General features: G+C 64.6%; 15 protein-coding genes and 1 pseudogene. 9 read left to right on the top strand and 7 right to left on the bottom strand.

The features are described from left to right. Positions 1 to 2: 2 nt before the first annotated feature. The 4 genes from JQ631_RS25610 to JQ631_RS25595 form a co-directional block, all read right to left on the bottom strand. Entirely contained in the window at positions 3 to 881 is an 879-nt protein-coding gene (locus tag JQ631_RS25610) for a branched-chain amino acid ABC transporter permease (RefSeq protein ID WP_212330720.1), read from the bottom strand. Positions 882 to 893: 12 nt separating this feature from the next. Beyond that, positions 894 to 1,607: an ABC transporter ATP-binding protein gene (locus JQ631_RS25605; protein ID WP_212330716.1), complete on the bottom strand. Its 714-nt coding sequence runs from the start codon at positions 1,605 to 1,607 to the stop codon at positions 894 to 896. Next, positions 1,604 to 2,401 carry an ABC transporter ATP-binding protein gene (locus tag JQ631_RS25600; protein ID WP_212330713.1) on the bottom strand — a complete coding sequence of 266 codons (798 nt, stop codon included), beginning with the start codon at positions 2,399 to 2,401 and terminating at the stop codon, positions 1,604 to 1,606. Before JQ631_RS25600 ends, JQ631_RS25605 begins: the two co-directional genes overlap by 4 nt. Positions 2,402 to 2,467: 66 nt before the next feature. After that, positions 2,468 to 3,334 carry an IclR family transcriptional regulator gene (locus JQ631_RS25595; protein ID WP_212331604.1) on the bottom strand — a complete coding sequence of 289 codons (867 nt, stop codon included), beginning with the start codon at positions 3,332 to 3,334 and terminating at the stop codon, positions 2,468 to 2,470. A gap of 130 nt (positions 3,335 to 3,464) precedes the next feature. Between JQ631_RS25595 and JQ631_RS25590 the strand changes: the two genes are divergently transcribed. The 6 genes from JQ631_RS25590 (at position 3,465) to JQ631_RS25565 (ending at position 12,153) form a co-directional block, all read left to right on the top strand. After that, positions 3,465 to 5,561, top strand: a complete 2,097-nt coding sequence (locus tag JQ631_RS25590) for a 3-hydroxyacyl-CoA dehydrogenase NAD-binding domain-containing protein (RefSeq protein WP_212330710.1) — start codon at positions 3,465 to 3,467, stop codon at positions 5,559 to 5,561. Between the two features lie 201 nt (positions 5,562 to 5,762). Then, entirely contained in the window at positions 5,763 to 7,439 is a 1,677-nt protein-coding gene (gene pimA, locus JQ631_RS25585) for a dicarboxylate--CoA ligase PimA (RefSeq protein WP_212330707.1), read from the top strand. Next, on the top strand, positions 7,436 to 8,623 hold the full coding sequence (locus JQ631_RS25580) for an acetyl-CoA C-acyltransferase (protein ID WP_212330704.1): 1,188 nt from the start codon (positions 7,436 to 7,438) through the stop codon (positions 8,621 to 8,623). The genes pimA and JQ631_RS25580 overlap by 4 nt, the downstream gene beginning before the upstream one ends. Before the next feature lie 151 nt (positions 8,624 to 8,774). Continuing rightward, positions 8,775 to 9,965, top strand: a complete 1,191-nt coding sequence (pimC, locus tag JQ631_RS25575; protein ID WP_212330701.1) for a pimeloyl-CoA dehydrogenase large subunit — start codon at positions 8,775 to 8,777, stop codon at positions 9,963 to 9,965. Between the two features lie 137 nt (positions 9,966 to 10,102). Further along, on the top strand, positions 10,103 to 11,245 hold the full coding sequence (gene pimD, locus JQ631_RS25570; RefSeq protein ID WP_212330698.1) for a pimeloyl-CoA dehydrogenase small subunit: 1,143 nt from the start codon (positions 10,103 to 10,105) through the stop codon (positions 11,243 to 11,245). A 134-nt stretch (positions 11,246 to 11,379) separates the two neighbouring features. Beyond that, entirely contained in the window at positions 11,380 to 12,153 is a 774-nt protein-coding gene (locus JQ631_RS25565; protein ID WP_212330695.1) for an SDR family NAD(P)-dependent oxidoreductase, read from the top strand. Between the two features lie 3 nt (positions 12,154 to 12,156). Here JQ631_RS25565 and JQ631_RS25560 read toward each other — a convergent pair whose 3' ends face one another. Together JQ631_RS25560 and JQ631_RS25555 are read right to left on the bottom strand one after the other, a co-directional pair. Then, positions 12,157 to 13,041 carry an SGNH/GDSL hydrolase family protein gene (locus JQ631_RS25560; protein WP_212330681.1) on the bottom strand — a complete coding sequence of 295 codons (885 nt, stop codon included), beginning with the start codon at positions 13,039 to 13,041 and terminating at the stop codon, positions 12,157 to 12,159. Positions 13,042 to 13,043: 2 nt separating this feature from the next. Continuing rightward, positions 13,044 to 14,402, bottom strand: coding sequence for an MBOAT family O-acyltransferase (locus tag JQ631_RS25555; RefSeq protein ID WP_212330678.1), 1,359 nt, complete (start codon positions 14,400 to 14,402; stop codon positions 13,044 to 13,046). 191 nt (positions 14,403 to 14,593) lie between these two features. On the opposite strand from JQ631_RS25555, the gene glpK reads away from it, so the two are divergent. Further along, positions 14,594 to 16,093: a glycerol kinase GlpK gene (gene glpK / locus JQ631_RS25550; protein WP_212330674.1), complete on the top strand. Its 1,500-nt coding sequence runs from the start codon at positions 14,594 to 14,596 to the stop codon at positions 16,091 to 16,093. After that, entirely contained in the window at positions 16,094 to 16,687 is a 594-nt protein-coding gene (locus JQ631_RS25545; protein WP_212330672.1) for a GNAT family N-acetyltransferase, read from the top strand. Between the two features lie 74 nt (positions 16,688 to 16,761). Here JQ631_RS25545 and JQ631_RS25540 read toward each other — a convergent pair. Continuing rightward, positions 16,762 to 17,873, bottom strand: a pseudogene (locus JQ631_RS25540) (BBP7 family outer membrane beta-barrel protein). 239 nt (positions 17,874 to 18,112) lie between these two features. Between JQ631_RS25540 and JQ631_RS25530 the strand changes: the two are divergent. Beyond that, a complete protein-coding gene (locus JQ631_RS25530) occupies positions 18,113 to 18,742 on the top strand; it encodes a glutathione S-transferase family protein (RefSeq protein WP_212330666.1) in 630 nt (209 codons plus the stop codon). Positions 18,743 to 18,815: the final 73 nt, after the last annotated feature.

The following is an 18,815-nucleotide window of genomic DNA, read 5'->3' as shown; positions in this document are numbered from 1 at the left end:
GATCAAACTCGCTTGACGATGTGCCGGCCGAACAGACCAGCGGGTTTGACGACCAGGACGGAGATGATCAGCGCGAGCGCGATCGGGAGTTTCAGCTCGTTGCCGACGCCGGGAATGTAGGTGCCGGCGAGGTTCTCGAAGATGCCGACCAGGAAGCCGCCGACCACGGCGCCGAACGGGCTCGTCAGTCCGCCGAGCACGGCTGCGGCGAAGCCGTAGATCAGCACGCCGCCCATCATGTTGGGCTCGAGGAATACGACCGGCGCGATCAGCATGCCGGCGATCGAGCCGATCGCCGAGGCCATGCCCCAGCCCAGCGCAATCATCCAGCTCGTGTTGATGCCGACGAGGCGTGCCGATTCAGGCACCGAGGCGGCCGCCCGCATCGCGAGGCCGATGCGGGTGTACTGGAAGAAGAAATAGAGGCCGAGCAGCAGCAGCACGGTGACGCCGATCATGCCGGCCTGGTGGGTCGAGATCAGCTGGCTGCCCAGGAACGGCGAGGAGCCGAACGGGGTCGGATATTGCTTGATGGTGAAGTCCCAGATCAGGCCCGCCGAGGAGTTGATGATCGCAAACAGCGCGATGAAGCCGGCGACATTGGTCAGCACCGGCGCCTTTGCGAGCGGCTTGAACAGGATGCGCTCGATGGCGATGCCGCCGATGAAGGACATGATCAGCGTGATCACGAAGGCACCCCAATAGGGCATGCCCCACTGCATCAGCTGCCAGGAGATGAAGGTCGAGAACATCGCCATCTCGCCTTGCGCGAAGTTGAGATGGTCGATCGCCTGGTAGATCATGACGACGGCGAGCGCCATGCAGGCGTAGATGGCGCCAGTGGCAATGCCGGCCAGCACCTGGTTGGTAAAAAGCTCCATCGTGCCGGCTCCTCAGTAACCCAGATAGGATTTGCGGATTTCTTCGTTGTTCGCGATGTCCTTGGCATTGCCCGACATCACGATACGGCCGGTCTCGATCACATAGGCCTGGTCGGCGAGTTCGAGCGCGAGCTGGGCGTTCTGCTCGACCACCAGGATCGACACCTTGTCCTCGCGATTGATCTTGCCGAGGATGCCGAACAGGTCGCGCACCACCAGCGGCGCCAGGCCGAACGACGGCTCGTCGAGCAGCATCAGCCGCGGCCGCAGCATCAGCGCGCGCGCGACCGCAAGCATCTGCTGCTCGCCGCCGGAGAGCGTGCCGGCCTGCTGGGTGTGGCGCTGCTTCAGCACCGGGAAATGCGCATACATGCGCTCGATGTCAGCGACGATGCCGGCATTGTCCTTGCGGGTGATGGCGCCGAGCTGGAGGTTTTCCTCCACCGTCATGGTGGTGAAGGTGCCGCGGCCCTGCGGCACATGGGCGATGCCGAACCGAACGATGCTCTCGGTGGAACGGTTGTTCAGCGGCTTGCCATCGAACTCGATCCCGCCGGTGGAGCGCACCATGTTGCAGATCGCGCGGAGCGTCGTGGTCTTGCCGGCACCGTTGGCGCCCAGCAGCGTCGTCAGCGAGCCCTCGCTGAGCGAAAAGGAGAGGCCGTGGAGCGCCTGGACCTGCCCGTAATAGGCGCGCAGGTCCTTGACGTTGAGCAGCGTCGTCATTGGTCCTTGCTCCCGAGATAGGCTTTGATGACGTCGGGGTCCGCCTGCACCTGGGCCGGCGTGCCTTCTGCGAGCTTCTTGCCGAAATTCAGCGCGACGACGTGATCGGCAATCGACATCACGAGACCCATGTGGTGCTCGACCAGCAGCACGGTCATGTGGCGTTCGTCGCGGATTTTGCGGATCAGGTCGCCGAGGACGTAGACCTCCTCATGGTTGAGGCCGCCGGCCGGTTCGTCGAGCAACAGGATCTTCGGGTCCGCCGCCAGCGCGCGCGCCAGCTCGACGCGCTTCTGTGTGCCGAACGGCAGGCCGGCGACGGTGGTGTGGGCAACGTCCTCGAGATCGAGATAGGCCAGGATCTCGTGCACCTTCTTGTTCACGCTGCTCTCGCCGCGGCGAATCCAGGCGAGGCGCAGCGAGTCGCTGATGATGTCGCTCGAGGTGCGGGCGTGGGTGCCGACGCGGACATTGTCCATCACCGAGAGGTTCGGAAACAGCGCGACGTTCTGGAAAGTGCGGCCGATGCCGATCTCGGCGATCCGGTGCGGCGGCCGCGTCAGGATGCTCGCGCCCTCCATCAGGATGTCGCCGGATGACGGCTGGTAGAGGCGGGAGAGGCAATTGAAGAGCGTGGTCTTGCCGGCGCCGTTGGGGCCGATCAATCCGAGGATCTGGCCCTTATGCATGTCAAAGGACACGCCGTTGAGCGCGACGATGCCGCCGAACACGACGCTGACGTCGCGAACCGCGAGCAGGGGCGACGTCCCCTGCGCGAGCTGTGCCTGCGTCATCTCGTCTCGCCCACACTATTCAGTGGGCGAAGGGGCGATGCGAACCGCTCCATGATTTGACAATGGCTATCTGATCCCCTCGGCCACGCGCGCAACTTTCCCTCCTGATTTCAGCTTTTTGCTGTCGTCTTTTTTGGATAGCGACATCAGACCCCCAAGTGCCGCTTCGATGTTCCTTACCATCGCCAGCAGACGCGGTCCAATGTCGTTGATCAATCGTTCTTCCGTAAAGCGGAATGCGGGTGCACCGCAATTGAATGCGTAAGGTCCGGTTCCGTCGTTGAGCTTGAGCGCAACGCCGGCGGCGCCGATGTCGTCGTGCCAGTCGCCGACCGAGGTCGCGAAGCCGTGCCTGGCGACCGTCTCGCCGGAACGCTCCAGCCCGTCGCGCATCTTCGGCCAGCGGCTGCCGTAATGTTCGCGCAGCACGCGCGACAGTTCCGCGCGCTCCTCCTCGCCGAGCGCCCAGAAATAGGCGCGACCCATCGCGGTGGTTGCAATCGGCACGCGGGAGCCGACGTCGAGTTGAACGCCGACGGTTTCGCTGCCGCGGCTCTGCCCGAAATAGATCATGCTGTGACGGTCGCGGCCGCCGATCGCGACGGCGCCGCCGGTGGCGCGCATCATTTCCTCGCGGAACGGCTCGGACAAATGCCGAACGCCGAGATTGGCGAGTGCCGCATAGCCCAGCGCCATTGCGGCGGGGGCGAGCTGATATTTCTCGAAACGGGGAACCGGTGTCAGATAGCCGAGCTTCGTCAGCGTATAGGTCAACCGTGAAACGGTCGGCTTCGGCAGATTGGTGCGGGAGGCAATCTCCTGATTGCCAAGAAGTCCGTCGCTCGGTTGGAATGCTCGCAATACATCAAGCCCGCGGGAAAGCGCGACGACGAAATTCCGATCTGTCGCAGTCTTCTTTCCTGTACGCTTCATCCCTGATCTGCTTCTTGCGCGGAGTCGTTGACAAGCCACGTGCTTCAAAATAACCCTGCCGTCAAGATGCGGAATTAAATTCCGCACCGCGAAATCGAACAAAAGTAAATCCCCACCAAGGAGGGAAACCGTGAGCGAAGTGGTCAAGCTTGAGCGTCATGACGAAGTCGGGATCGTCACGGTCAATAGCCCTCCGGTCAATGCGCTGAGTGCCGCAGTCCGTGGTGGTATCCTGGAGTGCATCAAGGCCGCCGTCGCCGATCCCGCCATCAAGGGCATCGTGCTGACCTGCGCCGGCCGCACCTTCATTGCCGGTGCCGACATCACCGAATTCGGCAAGCCGCCGAAGCCGCCGGGCCTCAACGAGGTGCTGGCCGAGATGGAGAATTCGCCGAAGCCGATCGTCGCCGCGATCCACGGCACCGCGCTCGGTGGCGGCCTCGAGGTCGCGCTCGCCTGCCATTTCCGCGTCGCCGTGAAAGAGGCCAAGCTCGGCCTGCCCGAGGTGAAGCTCGGCCTGCTGCCGGGCGCCGGCGGCACCCAGCGCCTGCCGCGCGCAGTTGGTCCCGAACTCGCGGTCAAGATGATCGTGGGCGGCGATCCCATCGGTGCGGCTGAAGCGCTGAAGAATGGTTTGATCGAGGAGATCGTCGAAGGCCCGGCCTCCGGTGGCGAAGCCTTCGTGCGCAAGCTGCTGGCGGAGAAGCGCCCGCTGCGCCGCCTGCGCGATGACGATTCCAAGATCGCGGCCGCCAAGGCTGACCGCTCAATCTTCACCAATGCCGTTGCGGCCATGACCAAGAAGGCGCGCGGCCTGGAGGCGCCGTTCGCGGCGGCCGACGCCGTCGGCGCGGCGATCGACCTGCCGTTCGACGAAGGTCTTAAGAAGGAACGCGAGGGTTTCCTCAAGCTCGTCGCCAGCGACCAGTCCAAGGCGCAACGTTACGCCTTCTTCGCCGAGCGCGAGGCCAACAAGATCGCAGGCGTTCCTGAGGGCACCAAGTCGCGTCCCGTCAACCGTGTCGCCATTTTGGGCGCCGGCACCATGGGCGGCGGCATCGCCATGTCCTTTGCCAATGCCGGCATCCCCGTCACCCTGATCGAGACAGGCGAGGAGCAGCTCAAGCGCGGCATGGGCATCATGCAGAAGAACTGGGAAGCGACCGCCGCGCGCGGCGGCATCCCGGCTGACGCGCCCGCCAAGCGCATGGCGCTGATCAACGGCGTCGTCGGTATCGAGAATGTCGGCGATGCCGACCTCGTCATCGAAGCCGTGTTCGAGACCATGGCGGTGAAGAAGGAAGTGTTCGGCAAGCTCGACCAGTACGTCAAGCAAGGCGCCGTGCTCGCTTCCAACACCTCGTACCTCAACATCGACGAGATCGCGAAGGCGACCAAGCGTCCGCAGGACGTGCTCGGCATGCACTTCTTTTCGCCGGCGAATGTGATGAAGCTGTGCGAGATCGTGCGCGCCGACAAGACCGCGCCGGATGCACTGGTGACCGCGGTGAGCATCGCCCGCAAGATCGCCAAGGTGCCGGCCGTGGTCGGCGTCTGCGACGGCTTCGTCGGCAACCGCATGCTGGCCCAGCGCGGCAAGCAGTCGGAAAAGCTGCTGTTCGAAGGTGCCTTGCCACAGCAGGTCGACGCCGTGGTGACAAAATTCGGCATGCCGATGGGTCCGTTCGCGATGGGCGACCTCGCCGGCCTCGACATCGGCTGGCGCTCGCGCAAGGACCGCGGCATCAAGTCGGAGATCGCGGACGCGCTCTGCGAAGCCGGCCGCTTCGGCCAGAAGACCGGCAAGGGCTACTACAAGTATGAAGCGGGCTCGCGCGCGCCGATGCCCGATCCCGAGGTCGAGAAGCTCATCGACGAGACGCTGCTGCGCCTCGGCCGCAAGAAGCGAATCGTCAGCGACGACGAGATCCTCGAGCGCATGATGTACCCGATGATCAACGAGGGCGCGAAGATCCTCGAAGAGGGCATCGCGGCACGTCCGTCCGACATCGACGTGGTCTGGCTCTACGGCTATGGCTGGCCGATCTATCGCGGCGGCCCGATGTTCTGGGCCGACACCGTCGGCCTCAAGCACATCGCCGATCGCCTGGCCTTCTACGCCAAGGAGACCAACGACCCGAGCCTCGAGCCCGCGCCGCTGCTGAAGAAGCTCGCAGCCGAAGGCAAGACGTTCGCCTCGCTGGCCGCGGCGTCGAAAGCGGCGTGATCAAGTTGGGCTCGGTGATCACGAACGCCTTTCCAGGGCAACGCTCTCTCCGTTCCCTCCCCCCTTGCGGGGGAGGGGCAGGGAGGGGGGTAGCCCCGGGCGAGGTCAGCGTTTGTGGCCACCCCCTTCCCCAACCCCTCCCCGCAAGGGGGAGGGGAGCCCATCCGTCCGCGCCCGCCTTACGTGTAAAGTAACGAAGCGATGACCCATCCCGGCGAACAGTTTTACCCAGAGGGCGTGCATTGGGACGACACCATCGCCCAGGGCACGCTGCCTGACCTGCTCTCGACGGCCGCAGCAAACTACGGCACCCGCACCGCGCTTGAATTTCGCGACCGTCCGATCACCTATACCGAGCTCGCCGCTCAGGCCGAGCGTGCGGCGGCCGCGTTCCTGCGCGCCGGCTGCGGCAAGAACAGCTCCGTCGCACTGTTCCTCGGCAATACGCCCGATCATCCCGTCAATTTCTTCGGCGCGCTGAAGGCGGGTGCCCGTGTCGCGCATCTGTCGCCGCTCGACGGCGAGATCGCGCTGACCCACAAGGTTTCCGACTCCGGCTCGCGCCTGCTGGTCACCTCGAACCTCCAGGCCTTGCTGCCGACCGCGCTGAAATTTCTGGAAAGGGGCCTGATCGATCGCCTGGTCGTCTGCGAGGACGACAGCTGGGGCAAGGTCGGCACGCCGCAGGCGGCAATCCCCGATGATCCCCGCATCGTCACCTTCAAGACCTTCGTCGAGGGCGCGCCGCTGCCGGCACAATGGCCCGCTGTGGCCGTCGATGACGTCGCGCTGCTGCAATATACCGGCGGCACCACCGGCCTGCCCAAGGGCGCCATGCTGACACACGGCAATCTCACCTCGGCGGTGTCGATCTACGACGTCTGGGGCAAGCCGAACCGCGCGGCGCGCGGCGACGTCGTCGAGCGCGTGATCTGCGTGCTGCCGCTGTTTCACATCTATGCACTCACGGTGGTGCTGCTGTCCGCGCTCAGCCGCGGCAATCTGATCTCGATCCATCAGCGTTTCGACGTCGAAGCCGTGATGCGCGACATCGAGGTCAAGCGCGCGACCTATTTCCCCGGCGTGCCGACGATGTGGATCGCGATTGCGGCGCTGCCCAATCTCGACAAGCGCGACTTCTCCTCGCTCAACGCCATCGGCTCCGGCGGCGCGCCGCTGCCGGTCGAGGTCGCGAGCTTCTTCGAGCGCAAGGTCGGCAAGAAGCTCAAGAGCGGCTGGGGCATGACCGAGACCTGCTCGCCCGGCACCGGCCATCCGCCTGTCGGTCCGGACAAGCCCGGCTCGATCGGGTTGATGCTGCCCGGCATCGAGCTCGACGTCGTCTCGCTGGATGATTCACGGAAAGTGCTGCCGGCGGGAGAAGTCGGCGAAATCCGCATCAAGGGCCCGAACGTCACCAAGGGCTACTGGAACAAGCAGGCAGAAAACGCGGAGTATTTCTCCGACGGCCGCTTCCTCACCGGCGACATCGGCTACGTCGACGCCGACGGCTATTTCTTCCTGGTCGATCGCAAGAAGGACATGATCATCTCCGGCGGCTTCAACGTCTATCCGCAGATGATCGAGCAGGCGATCTACACCGTTCCCGGCGTGCACGAGGTGATCGTGCTCGGCATTCCCGACCAGTATCGCGGCGAGGCCGCAAAGGCCTTCATCAAGCTCAAGCCGGACGCAAAGCCGTTCTCGCTCGACGAGCTGCGTGCGCAGCTCACCGGCAAGGTCGGCAAGCATGAATTGCCGGCGGAAGTCGAGTTCGTCGAGGATCTGCCGCGCACGCCGGTCGGAAAGCTGTCGCGCCACGAATTGCGCCAGCAGCAGAAACCATCACAATCCAAGCAATCAGGAGGTCGCTCTTGACCGACGCCGTCATCGTTTCCACCGCCCGCACGCCGATCGGCAAGGCCTATCGCGGCATGCTCAACGCCACCGAGGGCGCGACGCTGCTCGGCCACGCCATCGGTGAAGCCGTTGCGCGCGCAAAGGTCGATCCGAAGGAGATCGAGGACGTCGTGATGGGCGCGGCCCTTCAGCAGGGCGCGACCGGCGGCAACATCGCGCGCAAGGCGCTGCTCCGCGCCGGTCTCCCCGTCACCGTTGCCGGCACCACGATCGACCGGCAATGCGCTTCGGGATTGCAGGCGATTGCGCTGGCCGCACGCTCGGTGATCTTCGATGGCGTCGAGGTCGCGGTCGGTGGCGGCGGCGAGTCGATCTCGCTGGTACAGAACGACAAGATGAACGGCTTCCACGCGCAGGACCCGGCGCTGCTCAAGATCAAGGGCGAGGTCTACATGCCCATGATCGACACAGCAGAAGTCGTCGCGAAGCGCTACGGCATCTCGCGCGAAAAGCAGGACGAATATTCGCTGGAGAGCCAGCGCCGCACCGCGGCAGCCCAGCAGGGCGGCAAGTTCAAGGACGAACTCGCGCCGATCACCACGCAGATGGCGGTCACCGACAAGGCGACCGGCGCCGTGTCGATGAAGGAAGTGACGCTGTCGCAGGACGAAGGTCCGCGCCCCGAGACCACGATCGAAGGCCTCGCCGGCCTCAAGCCCGTGCGCGGCGAAGGTTTCTCCATCACCGCCGGCAATGCCAGCCAGCTTTCGGATGGCGCCAGCGCTTCGGTGATCATGAGCGACAAGGAAGCGGCGAAGCGCGGCCTTAGTCCGCTTGGCATCTTCCGAGGCTTCGTCTCCGCCGGCTGCGAGCCGGACGAGATGGGCATCGGTCCGGTCTTCGCCGTGCCTCGCCTGCTCAAGCGTCATGGCCTCAAGGTCGATGACATCGACCTCTGGGAGCTGAATGAAGCCTTCGCGGTGCAGGTGCTGTATTGCCGCGACAAGCTCGGCATCGACCCTGACAAGATCAACGTCGATGGCGGCGCGATTTCGGTCGGTCATCCCTACGGCATGTCGGGCGCGCGCCTCACCGGCCACGCCCTGATCGAAGGCCGCCGCCGCAAGGCCAAGTACGCGGTCGTCACCATGTGCGTCGGCGGCGGCATGGGCGCAGCCGGTCTGTTCGAAGTATTGCAGTAGTTTTCTGTCGTCCCGGCGAAAGCCGGGACCCATACTCCACGGCAGGAGTGTGGAATGCAGAATGGTAATGGCCTTCGCCGAACAACGAAGGCCGGTGGTTATGGGTCCCGGCCTTCGCCGGGACGACGAAGGAAGCTCACAGGAGGATCCGATGGATCTCGCATTCACTAGGGAAGAGCAGGCGTTTCGCGAGGAAGTGCGTTCATTCTTCCGCGACAACGTGCCGCCGGATACGCGGCGCAAGCTGGTCGAGGGCCGTCACCTCTCGAAGGACGAGATGGTGACGTGGTGGCGCATCCTCAACAAGAAGGGCTGGGGCACCAGCCACTGGCCGACGCAGTATGGCGGCACCGGCTGGACCTCGGTGCAGCACTACATCTTCAACGAGGAGCTGCAGTCCTATCCGGCGCCGCAACCGCTCGCCTTCGGCGTCAGCATGGTCGGCCCGGTCATCTACACCTTCGGTAACGAAGAGCAGAAGAAGAAATATCTGCCGCGCATCGCCAATGTCGACGATTGGTGGTGCCAGGGCTTCTCCGAGCCCGGCTCCGGTTCGGATCTCGCCTCGCTCAAGACCAAGGCCGAGCGCAAGGGCGACAAGTGGATCATCAACGGCCAGAAGACCTGGACCACACTGGCCCAGCACGCCGACATGATCTTCTGCCTCTGCCGCACCGATGCCTCCGCCAAGAAGCAGATGGGCATCTCCTTCATCGTGTTCTCGATGAAGTCGAAGGGCGTCACCGTGCGCCCGATCCAGACCATCGACGGCGGCGTCGAGGTCAACGAAGTGTTCTTCGACGACGTCGAGGTTCCCTACGAGAACCTGATTGGCGAAGAGAACAAGGGCTGGGATTACGCCAAATTCTTGCTCGGCAACGAGCGCACCGGCATCGCGCGCGTCGGCGTCTCCAAGGAGCGGCTGCGCCGCATCCGCGATTTGGCCGGTAAGGTCGAATCCGGCGGCAAGCCGATCATCCAGGACGCAGCCTTCCGCGAGAAGCTTGCGGCCTGCGAGATCGAGCTGAAGGCGCTCGAGCTCACGCAGCTCCGCGTCGTTGCCGACGAGGGCAAGCATGGCAAGGGCAAGCCCAATCCGGCGTCATCGGTGCTGAAGATCAAGGGCTCCGAGATCCAGCAGACCACCACCGAGCTGCTGATGGAAGTGATCGGCCCGCTCGCCGCGCCCTACGACGTGCACGGAGATGACGGCTCCAACGAAGCCATGGACTGGACCGCCCAGATCGCGCCGAGCTACTTCAACAACCGCAAGGTCTCGATCTACGGCGGCTCCAACGAGATCCAGCGCAACATCATCGCCAAGGCGGTGCTGGGGCTCTAGCTGTCATTCCGGGGCGCGCGCAGCGCGAGCCCGGAATCCATCAAGCCGCACGTTCAACGGTGAAATGGATTCCGGGCCTGTCCCTTCGGGCCATCCCGGAATAACGACGCATAATTTTCGGGTACGAGGAACAAGAAATGGATTTTGATTTGAACGAGGAGCAGCGGCTTCTCAAGGACAGCATCGACGGCCTGCTGACCGATTCCTACGATTTCGAGAGCCGCAAGAAGTACATGAAGGAGAAGGGCGGCTGGAGCCAGGCCGTCTGGGGCAAGCTCGCCGAGCAGGGCCTGCTTGGTCTGCCCTTCGCGGAAGCCGATGGCGGCTTCGGCGGCGGCGGTGTCGAGACCATGATCGTGATGGAGGCGCTCGGCAAGGCGCTGGTGCTCGAGCCTTATCTCGCAACGGTCGTGATCGGCGGCGGCTTCCTGCGCCACGCCGGCTCCGACGCGCAGAAGGCTGCGCACGTCCCCGGCATCATCGACGGCAGCAAGACGCTGGCGTTCGCCCAGCTCGAGAAGAACTCGCGCTACGATCTCTTCGACGTGTCCACGACGGCGAAGAAGAAGGGCGACGGCTGGGTCATCGACGGCGAAAAATTCGTCGTGCTCAACGGCGAGAACGCCGAGACCTTGATCGTCACGGCGCGCACCAAGGGCAACCGCCGCGATACGTCCGGCATCGGCGTGTTCCTGGTCCCCGCGAATGCCAAGGGTGTGACCAGAAAGTCCTATCCGACCCAGGATGGCCTGCATGCCGCCGACATCACCTTCACCGGTGTGGAAGTGGGCGCGGATGCCGCGATCGGCAACCCCGACGACTCGCTCGCGCTGATCGAGCGTGTTGTCGATGAAGCCCGCGTCGCGCTCTGCGCCGAGGCAGTCGGTCTGATGGACGAGTCGCTCAAGACCACGGTCGAGTACATCAAGACGCGCAAGCAGTTCGGCGTCGCGATCGGCTCGTTCCAGTCGCTGCAGCATCGCGCTTCCGACATGTTCGTCGCGGCCGAGCAGGCCCGCTCGATGTCGATGTTCGCGACCATGGCCGGTGATTTCGAGAACGCGAAGGAGCGTTCGAACGCGATCGCCGCGGCCAAGGTGCAGATCGGCAAGTCGCTGAAGTTCGTGGGCCAGCAGTCGATCCAGCTCCACGGCGGTATCGGCATGACCATGGAGGCGAAGATCGGCCACTACTTCAAGCGCCTCACCATGATCGAGAACACCTTCGGCGATACCGACTACCACCAGCGCCGCGTTGCGGATTCGGGTGGGCTGATCTAGTCGCTACTGTCATCCCGGGGCATCGCGAAGCAATGAGCCCGGGATCCATTAGGCGGCGTCACCTGCGGTAAAATGGATTCCGGGCTCGCGACTTCGTCGCGCCCCGGAATGACGAACTGGAGAGAGCAACAACAATGAAAAACACCCCGTTCGATCTCACCGGCAAGGTTGCTGTCGTCACCGGCTCCAGCCGCGGCATCGGCCGCTCCTCCGCCGAGTTGCTGGCAAAGCTTGGCGCCAAGGTCGTGGTCTCCTCGCGCAAGGCCGACGCCTGCAAGGAAGTCGCCGACGGCATCAATGCCTCGGGCGGTGACGCCATCGTCATCCCCTGCAACATCGCGCGCAAGACCGAGGTCGAAGCGCTGATCTCCGGCGCCACCAGGCATTACGGCAAGATCGACATTCTCGTCTGCAACGCCGCAGTGAACCCCTATTATGGTCCGCTGCTCGACATCACCGACGAGGCCTTCGACAAGATCATGGGCTCGAACGTGAAGAGCAACATCTGGCTCTCTGCGCTGGCGATTCCGCAGATGGCGGAACGCGGCAACGGCTCCGTCGTCATCATCTCCTCGATCGGGGGCTTGCGCGGCTCGACCGTCATCGGCGCTTACGGCATCTCGAAAGCCGCCGACTTCGCGCTGTGCCGCTCGCTCGCCGGCGAATGGGGTCCGAAAGGCGTCCGCGTCAACTGCATCGCGCCTGGCCTCGTCAAGACCGACTTCGCCCGCGCGCTGTGGGAAGACGAAGCCAACCTCAAGCGCCGCACTGCCACCACGCCGCTCCGCCGCATCGGCGAGCCCGACGAAATCGCCGGCGCGGTCGCCTATCTCGCCTCCGATGCCTCAAGCTTCATGACCGGCCAGACCATCGTGATCGACGGCGGCGTGACCACGGCGGCGGTGTAGCCGCTACTGGCCACGCTCGGCCAAGGCGCTCTCGATGGCGCGCACGACGAGCAGGGCCGATCGCTCGTCGAGATGCACGCCGTCGGCCCAGCGCAGCTCCTTCATCGGCGGATGGATTGGCAGCCAGCGCGCGTGATCCGGGAAGGCCGCGTGGATGATCGCGTTGCTCATTCTGACCATGCGCGAATCCTCGATCTCCGGCGCGACCGGAATCTCGAGCAGGAATGCACGTGATCCCCGCCGCTCGATGTCGTCGATGAGCTCGCGGATGCGCGCCACGTTTACCTCCGCCGGACCGGTGGGATCGTCGCCGTCGTTCATCTGTTGCACGGCGCGGTCGAGATAGACCTTGTTGTCGAAATTGCTCGGCGGCTCGCTGAGCAGGCGATCCCGCCCGGCACGCGCCTCGGCAGGATTGGGCGGGGGGTGATTCCACGTCTCGTAGACCGCAACCGCCGTTCGTACCGGGCGCAGGAACAACGGCTCCGCGCGCTTGTCGCCCGAAAATTTTTCGATCAGCGCCACGTCGGGCAGGCGCGTGAGAACATTGCTCTCGATCAGGACGATCTTCGGCAAGCTCTTCTGCTTCGCGACGATGTCGAGGCTGGTCACCGGGCTGCCGCCGGCCAGGGCGAGATTGCGGACGCCGGGACGCGAGAAATATTCCTCCTTGAGCCGCCAGGCGACCGAGCTGCCGGCCAGCACGAGGTCAGGCACGGGCTCTCGCACATAGCGGTTGAGGGTGACGACGGTGCCGTCGCGGGTCGTGACGGTCGGCTGCTGCAGCGCGGAGCCGAATCGCGCGGTGGCAAGGCCGCAGGCCAGCAGCAGCACCCCTGCGGCGCCTGCGCATTTGATCAGCCATGGAAGGGGGGAAGCGTGCTGCATGGTCAGAACTGGAAATAGATGAAGGCGGCATCCGGCCCGGCCTCGAGAAAGGCCATCGCCGCGAGCGCTCCATAAAGATACGGCTCCCATCGCCGCAATCTGCCGTCGACGAGCGCACCGATGCCGAAGTGCTGGATGAGGACAGGCAGGGCGTAGAGCAGGGCCATGTTGCGGAACAGCTTTGTCGGATTGGGATTGTCCGTCGGCGAGAACATGCCCGAGATATATCCGACCGCGTGATCGAAGTTCGGCAACTTGAAGAAGATCCAGAGCATCGTCACACAGAAGAACACCACGCCCATGCGGGCGACCCGCACCACTGGCCCGGTGTCGCCGAGCAATGTCAGGAACGGCCGTTCGACGACCAGCAACAGGCCGTGCAACATACCCCACAGCGCGTAGCTCAGGTTTGCGCCGTGCCAGAGCCCGCCGAGCGTCATCACGATCATCAGATTGAGACAGGTTCGGACCGGTCCCTTCCGGTTGCCGCCGAGCGGGATGTAGAGATAGGTCCTGAGCCAGGTGGACAGCGAGATGTGCCAGCGCGTCCAGAATTCGGAGAACGAGACCGAGATGTAGGGCAGGTTGAAATTGACGGGCAGGCGATAGCCGAACAGCAATCCAAGCCCGAGCGCGATCGCCGAGTAGCCGAAGAAGTCGGCATAGATCTGGTAGCTGTACAGGAATACGAGCAGCCAGCGGTCGGGCGTCGCCACGGTCTCGTAGAGCGGATAGTCCATATAGGACGTCATCTCGTTGAGATTGTTCGCGACGTAGAGCTTGAAGAAGAAGCCGGTCAGGACCCATTTGGCGGCTGCGACGAAATCGACCTCAGCGAGCCGCTTCGGCGCGATCTGCGGCATGAACTGGCCGGCGCGTGTGATCGGCCCGGATACGAGCTGCGGAAAGAAGATGATGTAGAGGAACACGTCCCGCAACGGTGGCGGCCGTTTCTCCCGCGTGAGGTCGACCAGCAGGCTGATATTGTGGAACACGAAGAACGAGATGCCGATCGGCAGCGGCAGGCGCAGCAGCACATCGAGCGGCGTGACGCCGGTCGGGTGAACCGCGGCCGGGTCGATGAACAGCAGCTTGTATTTGAAGAACGCCAGCAGTGCGAGGTTGAAGACGATGCCGGCTCGCATCCACACCGCGCGGTTGTCGAACGCCAGCACCAGGCAGAGATAGGTTCCAAGCACGGCGAGGAGCAGCAGCGGCAGCAGGGCCGGTTGGCCGGAGCCATAGAACACCAGGCTTGCGAGCACGAGCATCTGGACCTGGAAGCGGCGCAGCGGCGGCAAATAATAAACGCCGAACACGATCGCAACGAAGATGCCGAACTGAAGAGAAGTGAATGTCATGCCGCCCCGGATTGCCCGGTCCGGCATGTACCATCTTCGCCCCCGCCGTCCTAGTCTCCCTGTCAGGGTTGGGTGTGCACGACCATCCGCCGCGGCGCCGCGCAAGCCACCTTGACCTTGCCGTCCTAATCCGCTCCCTTTGGCGCGACACAATGGCCCGGCCACCCGGGGAAACGCCAAGGTAAGCTTCCATGTCTTTCGTCCTCGCCATCGACCAGGGCACCACCTCCTCGCGCGCGATCGTGTTTCGCGGCGACATTTCCATTGCGGCGACGGCGCAGCAGGAGTTTCCGCAACATTTTCCGGCCTCGGGCTGGGTCGAGCATGAGCCGGAGGACATCTGGACCTCGACCGTGATGGTCTGCCGCGAGGCGATCGAGAAGGCCGGGATCAAGCCTAAGGACATCGCCGCGATCGGCATCACCAACCAGCGCGAGACCACTGTGGTGTGGGACCGCGCCACCGGCCAGGCGGTGCACCGCGCCATCGTCTGGCAGGACCGCCGCACCGCGGACGTCTGCTCCAGGCTCAAGCATGATGGCCGTGAGCCGCTCATCACGCAGAAGACCGGCCTGATCATCGATCCCTATTTCTCCGGCACCAAGGTCGCCTGGATCCTCGACCACGTCCCCGGCGCACGCGCGCGCGCCGCGCGCGGCGAGCTGATGTTCGGCACCGTCGATTGCTACCTGCTGTGGCGCCTCACCGGCGGCAAGGTGCATGCGACCGACGCCACCAACGCCTCGCGCACGCTGCTGTTCAACATCCACACCGGCCAGTGGGATGACGAACTGCTGGAGATCATCGGCGTGCCGCGCTCGATGCTTCCGGAGGTGAAGGATTCGTCCGCGGCGTTCGGCGAAAGCACGCCGGACCTGTTCGGCGGCGCCATCGCGATATCAGGCATTGCCGGAGACCAGCAGGCCGCGACCATCGGCCAGGCCTGCTTCCGCCCGGGCATGATCAAATCGACCTACGGCACCGGCTGCTTCGCGCTGCTCAACACCGGCACCACGCCTGTAGTGTCCAAGAACAAGCTGCTCACCACCATCGCCTACCAGCTCGGGGGCAAACGCACCTATGCGCTCGAAGGCTCGATCTTCGTCGCCGGCAGCGCAGTGCAATGGCTGCGGGACGGCATCAAGCTGATCAAGCACGCGGCCGAGACCGGCCCGCTCGCCGATCAGTCTGATTCCATGCAGAGCGTCTATCTGGTGCCGTCCTTTGTCGGCATGGGCGCGCCCTACTGGAATCCGCGGGTGCGCGGTGCGCTGTTCGGGCTCACCCGCAACACCGGCCCGGCCGAGATCGCGCACGCGACGCTGGAGAGCGTCTGCTACCAGACCTACGACCTCCGTGCGGCGATGCGCGCCGACTGGCCCGGCGAAAAGGCGGAGAACGTCCTTCGTGTCGACGGCGGCATGACCGCGTCCGACTGGACCATGCAGCGCCTTGCCGATCTGCTCGATGCGCCGGTCGACCGCCCCGTGATCCAGGAAACGACGGCGCTGGGCGCAGCCTATCTCGCCGGGCTTGCCGCCGGCGTCTATCCGGAGCCGACCAAGTTCGCCGACAATTGGCGGCTGGAGCATCGCTTCAAGCCGAACATGAGCCAGGCGACGCGCGAGCGAAAGCTCGCCGGCTGGGCCCGCGCGGTGAAGGGCGTGCTGGCGAGCGACGAGGGGGAGTGAGTGATCCTCCCCGACGGCTATTCCGATGTGCCCCATGGGAAGATCGCCGCGGTCGTCACCCATCTGGAGATGACCGCACCTCCCGCGCGCCGCGCTGATCCGCCGGGCGCGTGGACCTTGCGCAAGGTCGATGCGCCGCCGCTCGCCTGGTACCGCGATCTCTTCCGCCGCGTCGGCGAGAACTGGCTGTGGTTCTCGCGGGCGCGCATGAACGACACCGAGCTCGCCGCGATCATCCATGCTGCTGGCATCGAGGTCTCTGCGCTCGTCGTCGACGGTCGCGAGGAAGGCCTGCTGGAGCTGGACTTCCGTCAACCCGGCCAATGCGAGCTGGTCTATTTCGGCGTGACCGCTGGCTTGATCGGCACCGGCGCCGCCCGCTTCCTCATGAACCGCGCGCTGGAGCGCGCCTGGTCCGGCGAGGTGCGCCGCGTCTGGGTGCATACTTGCACCTTCGATCATCCCTCGGCCGTCGCGTTCTATCAGCGCTCGGGGTTTCGTCCGTTCCGCCGCCAGATCGAGATTGCGGATGATCCGCGCCTCGACGGCACGGCGCCGCGCGACGCGGCGAAGCATGTGCCTGTTATCGAGTGACGACGGCTCCCTCCATTGTCATTGCTTCGCTGCGCTCGCAATGACGGAGAGTGGTGATCGCGTTCGCTCCGCCCTCAATAATTATACCGAACGCCGAAGCTGAAGCCCTGCGCGAGCAAATTGGTGGTGTTGAACACCGGCAGCGGCCGGACCGGTCCGATGCCGGGGCCCGGCACCAGGGTCGGATTGATGCCGGTGTCGATCAACCCGCCGGCGCGCTGGACGCCGGTCCAGTACATCACGTCGTAGCCGGCGGTCAGCCGCCAGGCTGGTGCGATCTGATAGCCTGCTTTCAGCGAGATCTCCGGCACGACCGCAAAGCGGGTCTGCTCGAAATGGCCGATATTGCTGGGAGTGGCGAGGAAGCCGCCCGCTGTTGTCGTGGTGATGGCGCCGATGATGCTCGTCGTCGAGCCGGAGATGTCGGCGGTGTTGAAATTGGCGCCGAGCGCGACCTTGCCGCGCCATTCCAGAGACCAGGGTCCGTTGCGCCATTCGCCGGTCAGGCCGAGATCGAGACCGTGAAAATTGCTCGCCGCCTTGAAATTGTCGGTGGGGATGAACGTGCCGAAGGCGAGGCTGCTCGCGGTGTCGGTGATCCACAGCGTGTCGGAGGAGCGCAGATAGCGATAGCCGATCAGCGCGCCGACGCGGCTGTCGCCCCACGCGCCCAGATCCTGCCGATACAGCGCACCCGCGCCGAGCAAGCGCGAGGTCTCGTTGGCGTTGACGCTGCCGGTGCTTGTCCCTGGGAATCCGACGATCAACGAATCCTGGGCACCGATCGAGACGTTCAGGAACGGTCGCGTCAGGATCGAATAGGTGCCGGTGTCGGCCGCAAAGCCGGTCCCGATGTTCTCCAGCCCGAAGAACGAGGCCTCGACGCCGCGGCTCCGCTGCGGATCGAACCAATAGCCGGCGTGATGCGGCCACCCGAGCGCCAGTCGTTGTTGACGCTGGAATTGCCGAACAGCACCGTCGTGGTCGGCTGTCCCAGGACGCCGGCCACCGCCAATGGCGTGCCGACAGGCGCCGTCGTGACCAGAGCCGGCAGCTTGTCACCGGTCACACTCCAGGCGAGGTAACCGGCCTCGGCCCAGAACGGATTGAAATCGATCGGCTTCGGCGGAGCCTTCAGCGGCAGATCGGCGGCCACTGCGCTCGTCCCGCCAAGCGCGAGGATCATTCCAATCGCTACAGCGCAACTTGCCCGCCGAGCCATGTCCAGCCCCAAGTCCACGGGGATGGAACCATGCGGCATTTTGTTCGGCAAGGCGCAGCAGACGCACGCGGTGAAGGAAATCGGCGGCTGTTGCCGCAAAGCCTCGTCGTCGCTCACCTTCCAGGATATCTCTTGCGCCCGCCGTGCATTGACGATGAACTGGCCGGCCCTGCCTTGTCCAACGCCAGAGAAGAGCGAGAACCATGTTCCTGATCGGCCAATATGATTCCCCCTTTGTCCGCCGCGTCGCGATTGCGCTGCGGCTTTACGGGCTCGCCTTCGAGCACAGGCCGTGGTCGACCTTTGGCGATGCCGACAAGATTGCGCCGTACAATCCGCTGCGCCGGGTGCCGACGCTGGTGCTCGATGACGGCGAGGCGCTGATCGAGAGCACGATCATTCTCGATTATCTCGACGAGTTCGTCGGTACGGACAAGGCGATGCTGCCGCGGAGCGGCGTCGAGCGACGGAAGCATTTGCGGATCTGCGCGCTCGCGACCGGCCTCGGCGACAAGGCGGTCAGCCTGCTCTACGAGCGCGTGCTGCGGAAGGAGCAGCTCGCGCTATGGGTCGAGCGCTGCCAGGCGCAGATCGGCGATGTGCTCGGCGTGCTGGAGGCCGAACGTGCGAAGGTGACGACGCCGTACTGGCTCGGTAACCGCATCGGCCATGCCGACATCGCAGTCGCCTGCGTCGTTAGGTTCACCCGCGAGGCGCATCCGCAGCTGTTCGACGCCGCGCGCTATCCGGCGCTCTCAGCCCATGCTGAGCGTTGCGAAACGCTGGCACCGTTCAGGGAAATCGTGCAGCCGCTGGCGCCACCGAAGGGGTGAGGGGCGGAGTTGCGATCACGCACAACATCCGATCATGTATTCATACAGGTGTTTTGCCCGACGGAGCAAGCGA

Source organism: Bradyrhizobium manausense, from assembly GCF_018131105.1.
Classification (GTDB): domain Bacteria; phylum Pseudomonadota; class Alphaproteobacteria; order Rhizobiales; family Xanthobacteraceae; genus Bradyrhizobium; species Bradyrhizobium manausense_B.
The sequence above is the reverse complement of the archived record's forward strand: the minus strand, read 5'-3'. Positions and strand labels throughout refer to the sequence as shown.

What these genes read in the sequence shown, in the direction of transcription:
- JQ631_RS25610 (WP_212330720.1), bottom strand. Translation starts at nt 881, where the DNA reads ATGGAGCTTTTTACCAACCAGGTGCTGGCCGGCATTGCCACTGGCGCC.
- JQ631_RS25605 (WP_212330716.1), bottom strand. Translation starts at nt 1,607, where the DNA reads ATGACGACGCTGCTCAACGTCAAGGACCTGCGCGCCTATTACGGGCAG.
- JQ631_RS25600 (WP_212330713.1), bottom strand. Translation starts at nt 2,401, where the DNA reads ATGACGCAGGCACAGCTCGCGCAGGGGACGTCGCCCCTGCTCGCGGTT.
- JQ631_RS25595 (WP_212331604.1), bottom strand. Translation starts at nt 3,334, where the DNA reads ATGAAGCGTACAGGAAAGAAGACTGCGACAGATCGGAATTTCGTCGTC.
- pimA (WP_212330707.1), top strand. Translation starts at nt 5,763, where the DNA reads ATGACCCATCCCGGCGAACAGTTTTACCCAGAGGGCGTGCATTGGGAC.
- pimC (WP_212330701.1), top strand. Translation starts at nt 8,775, where the DNA reads ATGGATCTCGCATTCACTAGGGAAGAGCAGGCGTTTCGCGAGGAAGTG.
- pimD (WP_212330698.1), top strand. Translation starts at nt 10,103, where the DNA reads ATGGATTTTGATTTGAACGAGGAGCAGCGGCTTCTCAAGGACAGCATC.
- JQ631_RS25565 (WP_212330695.1), top strand. Translation starts at nt 11,380, where the DNA reads ATGAAAAACACCCCGTTCGATCTCACCGGCAAGGTTGCTGTCGTCACC.
- JQ631_RS25560 (WP_212330681.1), bottom strand. Translation starts at nt 13,041, where the DNA reads ATGCAGCACGCTTCCCCCCTTCCATGGCTGATCAAATGCGCAGGCGCC.
- JQ631_RS25555 (WP_212330678.1), bottom strand. Translation starts at nt 14,402, where the DNA reads ATGACATTCACTTCTCTTCAGTTCGGCATCTTCGTTGCGATCGTGTTC.
- glpK (WP_212330674.1), top strand. Translation starts at nt 14,594, where the DNA reads ATGTCTTTCGTCCTCGCCATCGACCAGGGCACCACCTCCTCGCGCGCG.
- JQ631_RS25530 (WP_212330666.1), top strand. Translation starts at nt 18,113, where the DNA reads ATGTTCCTGATCGGCCAATATGATTCCCCCTTTGTCCGCCGCGTCGCG.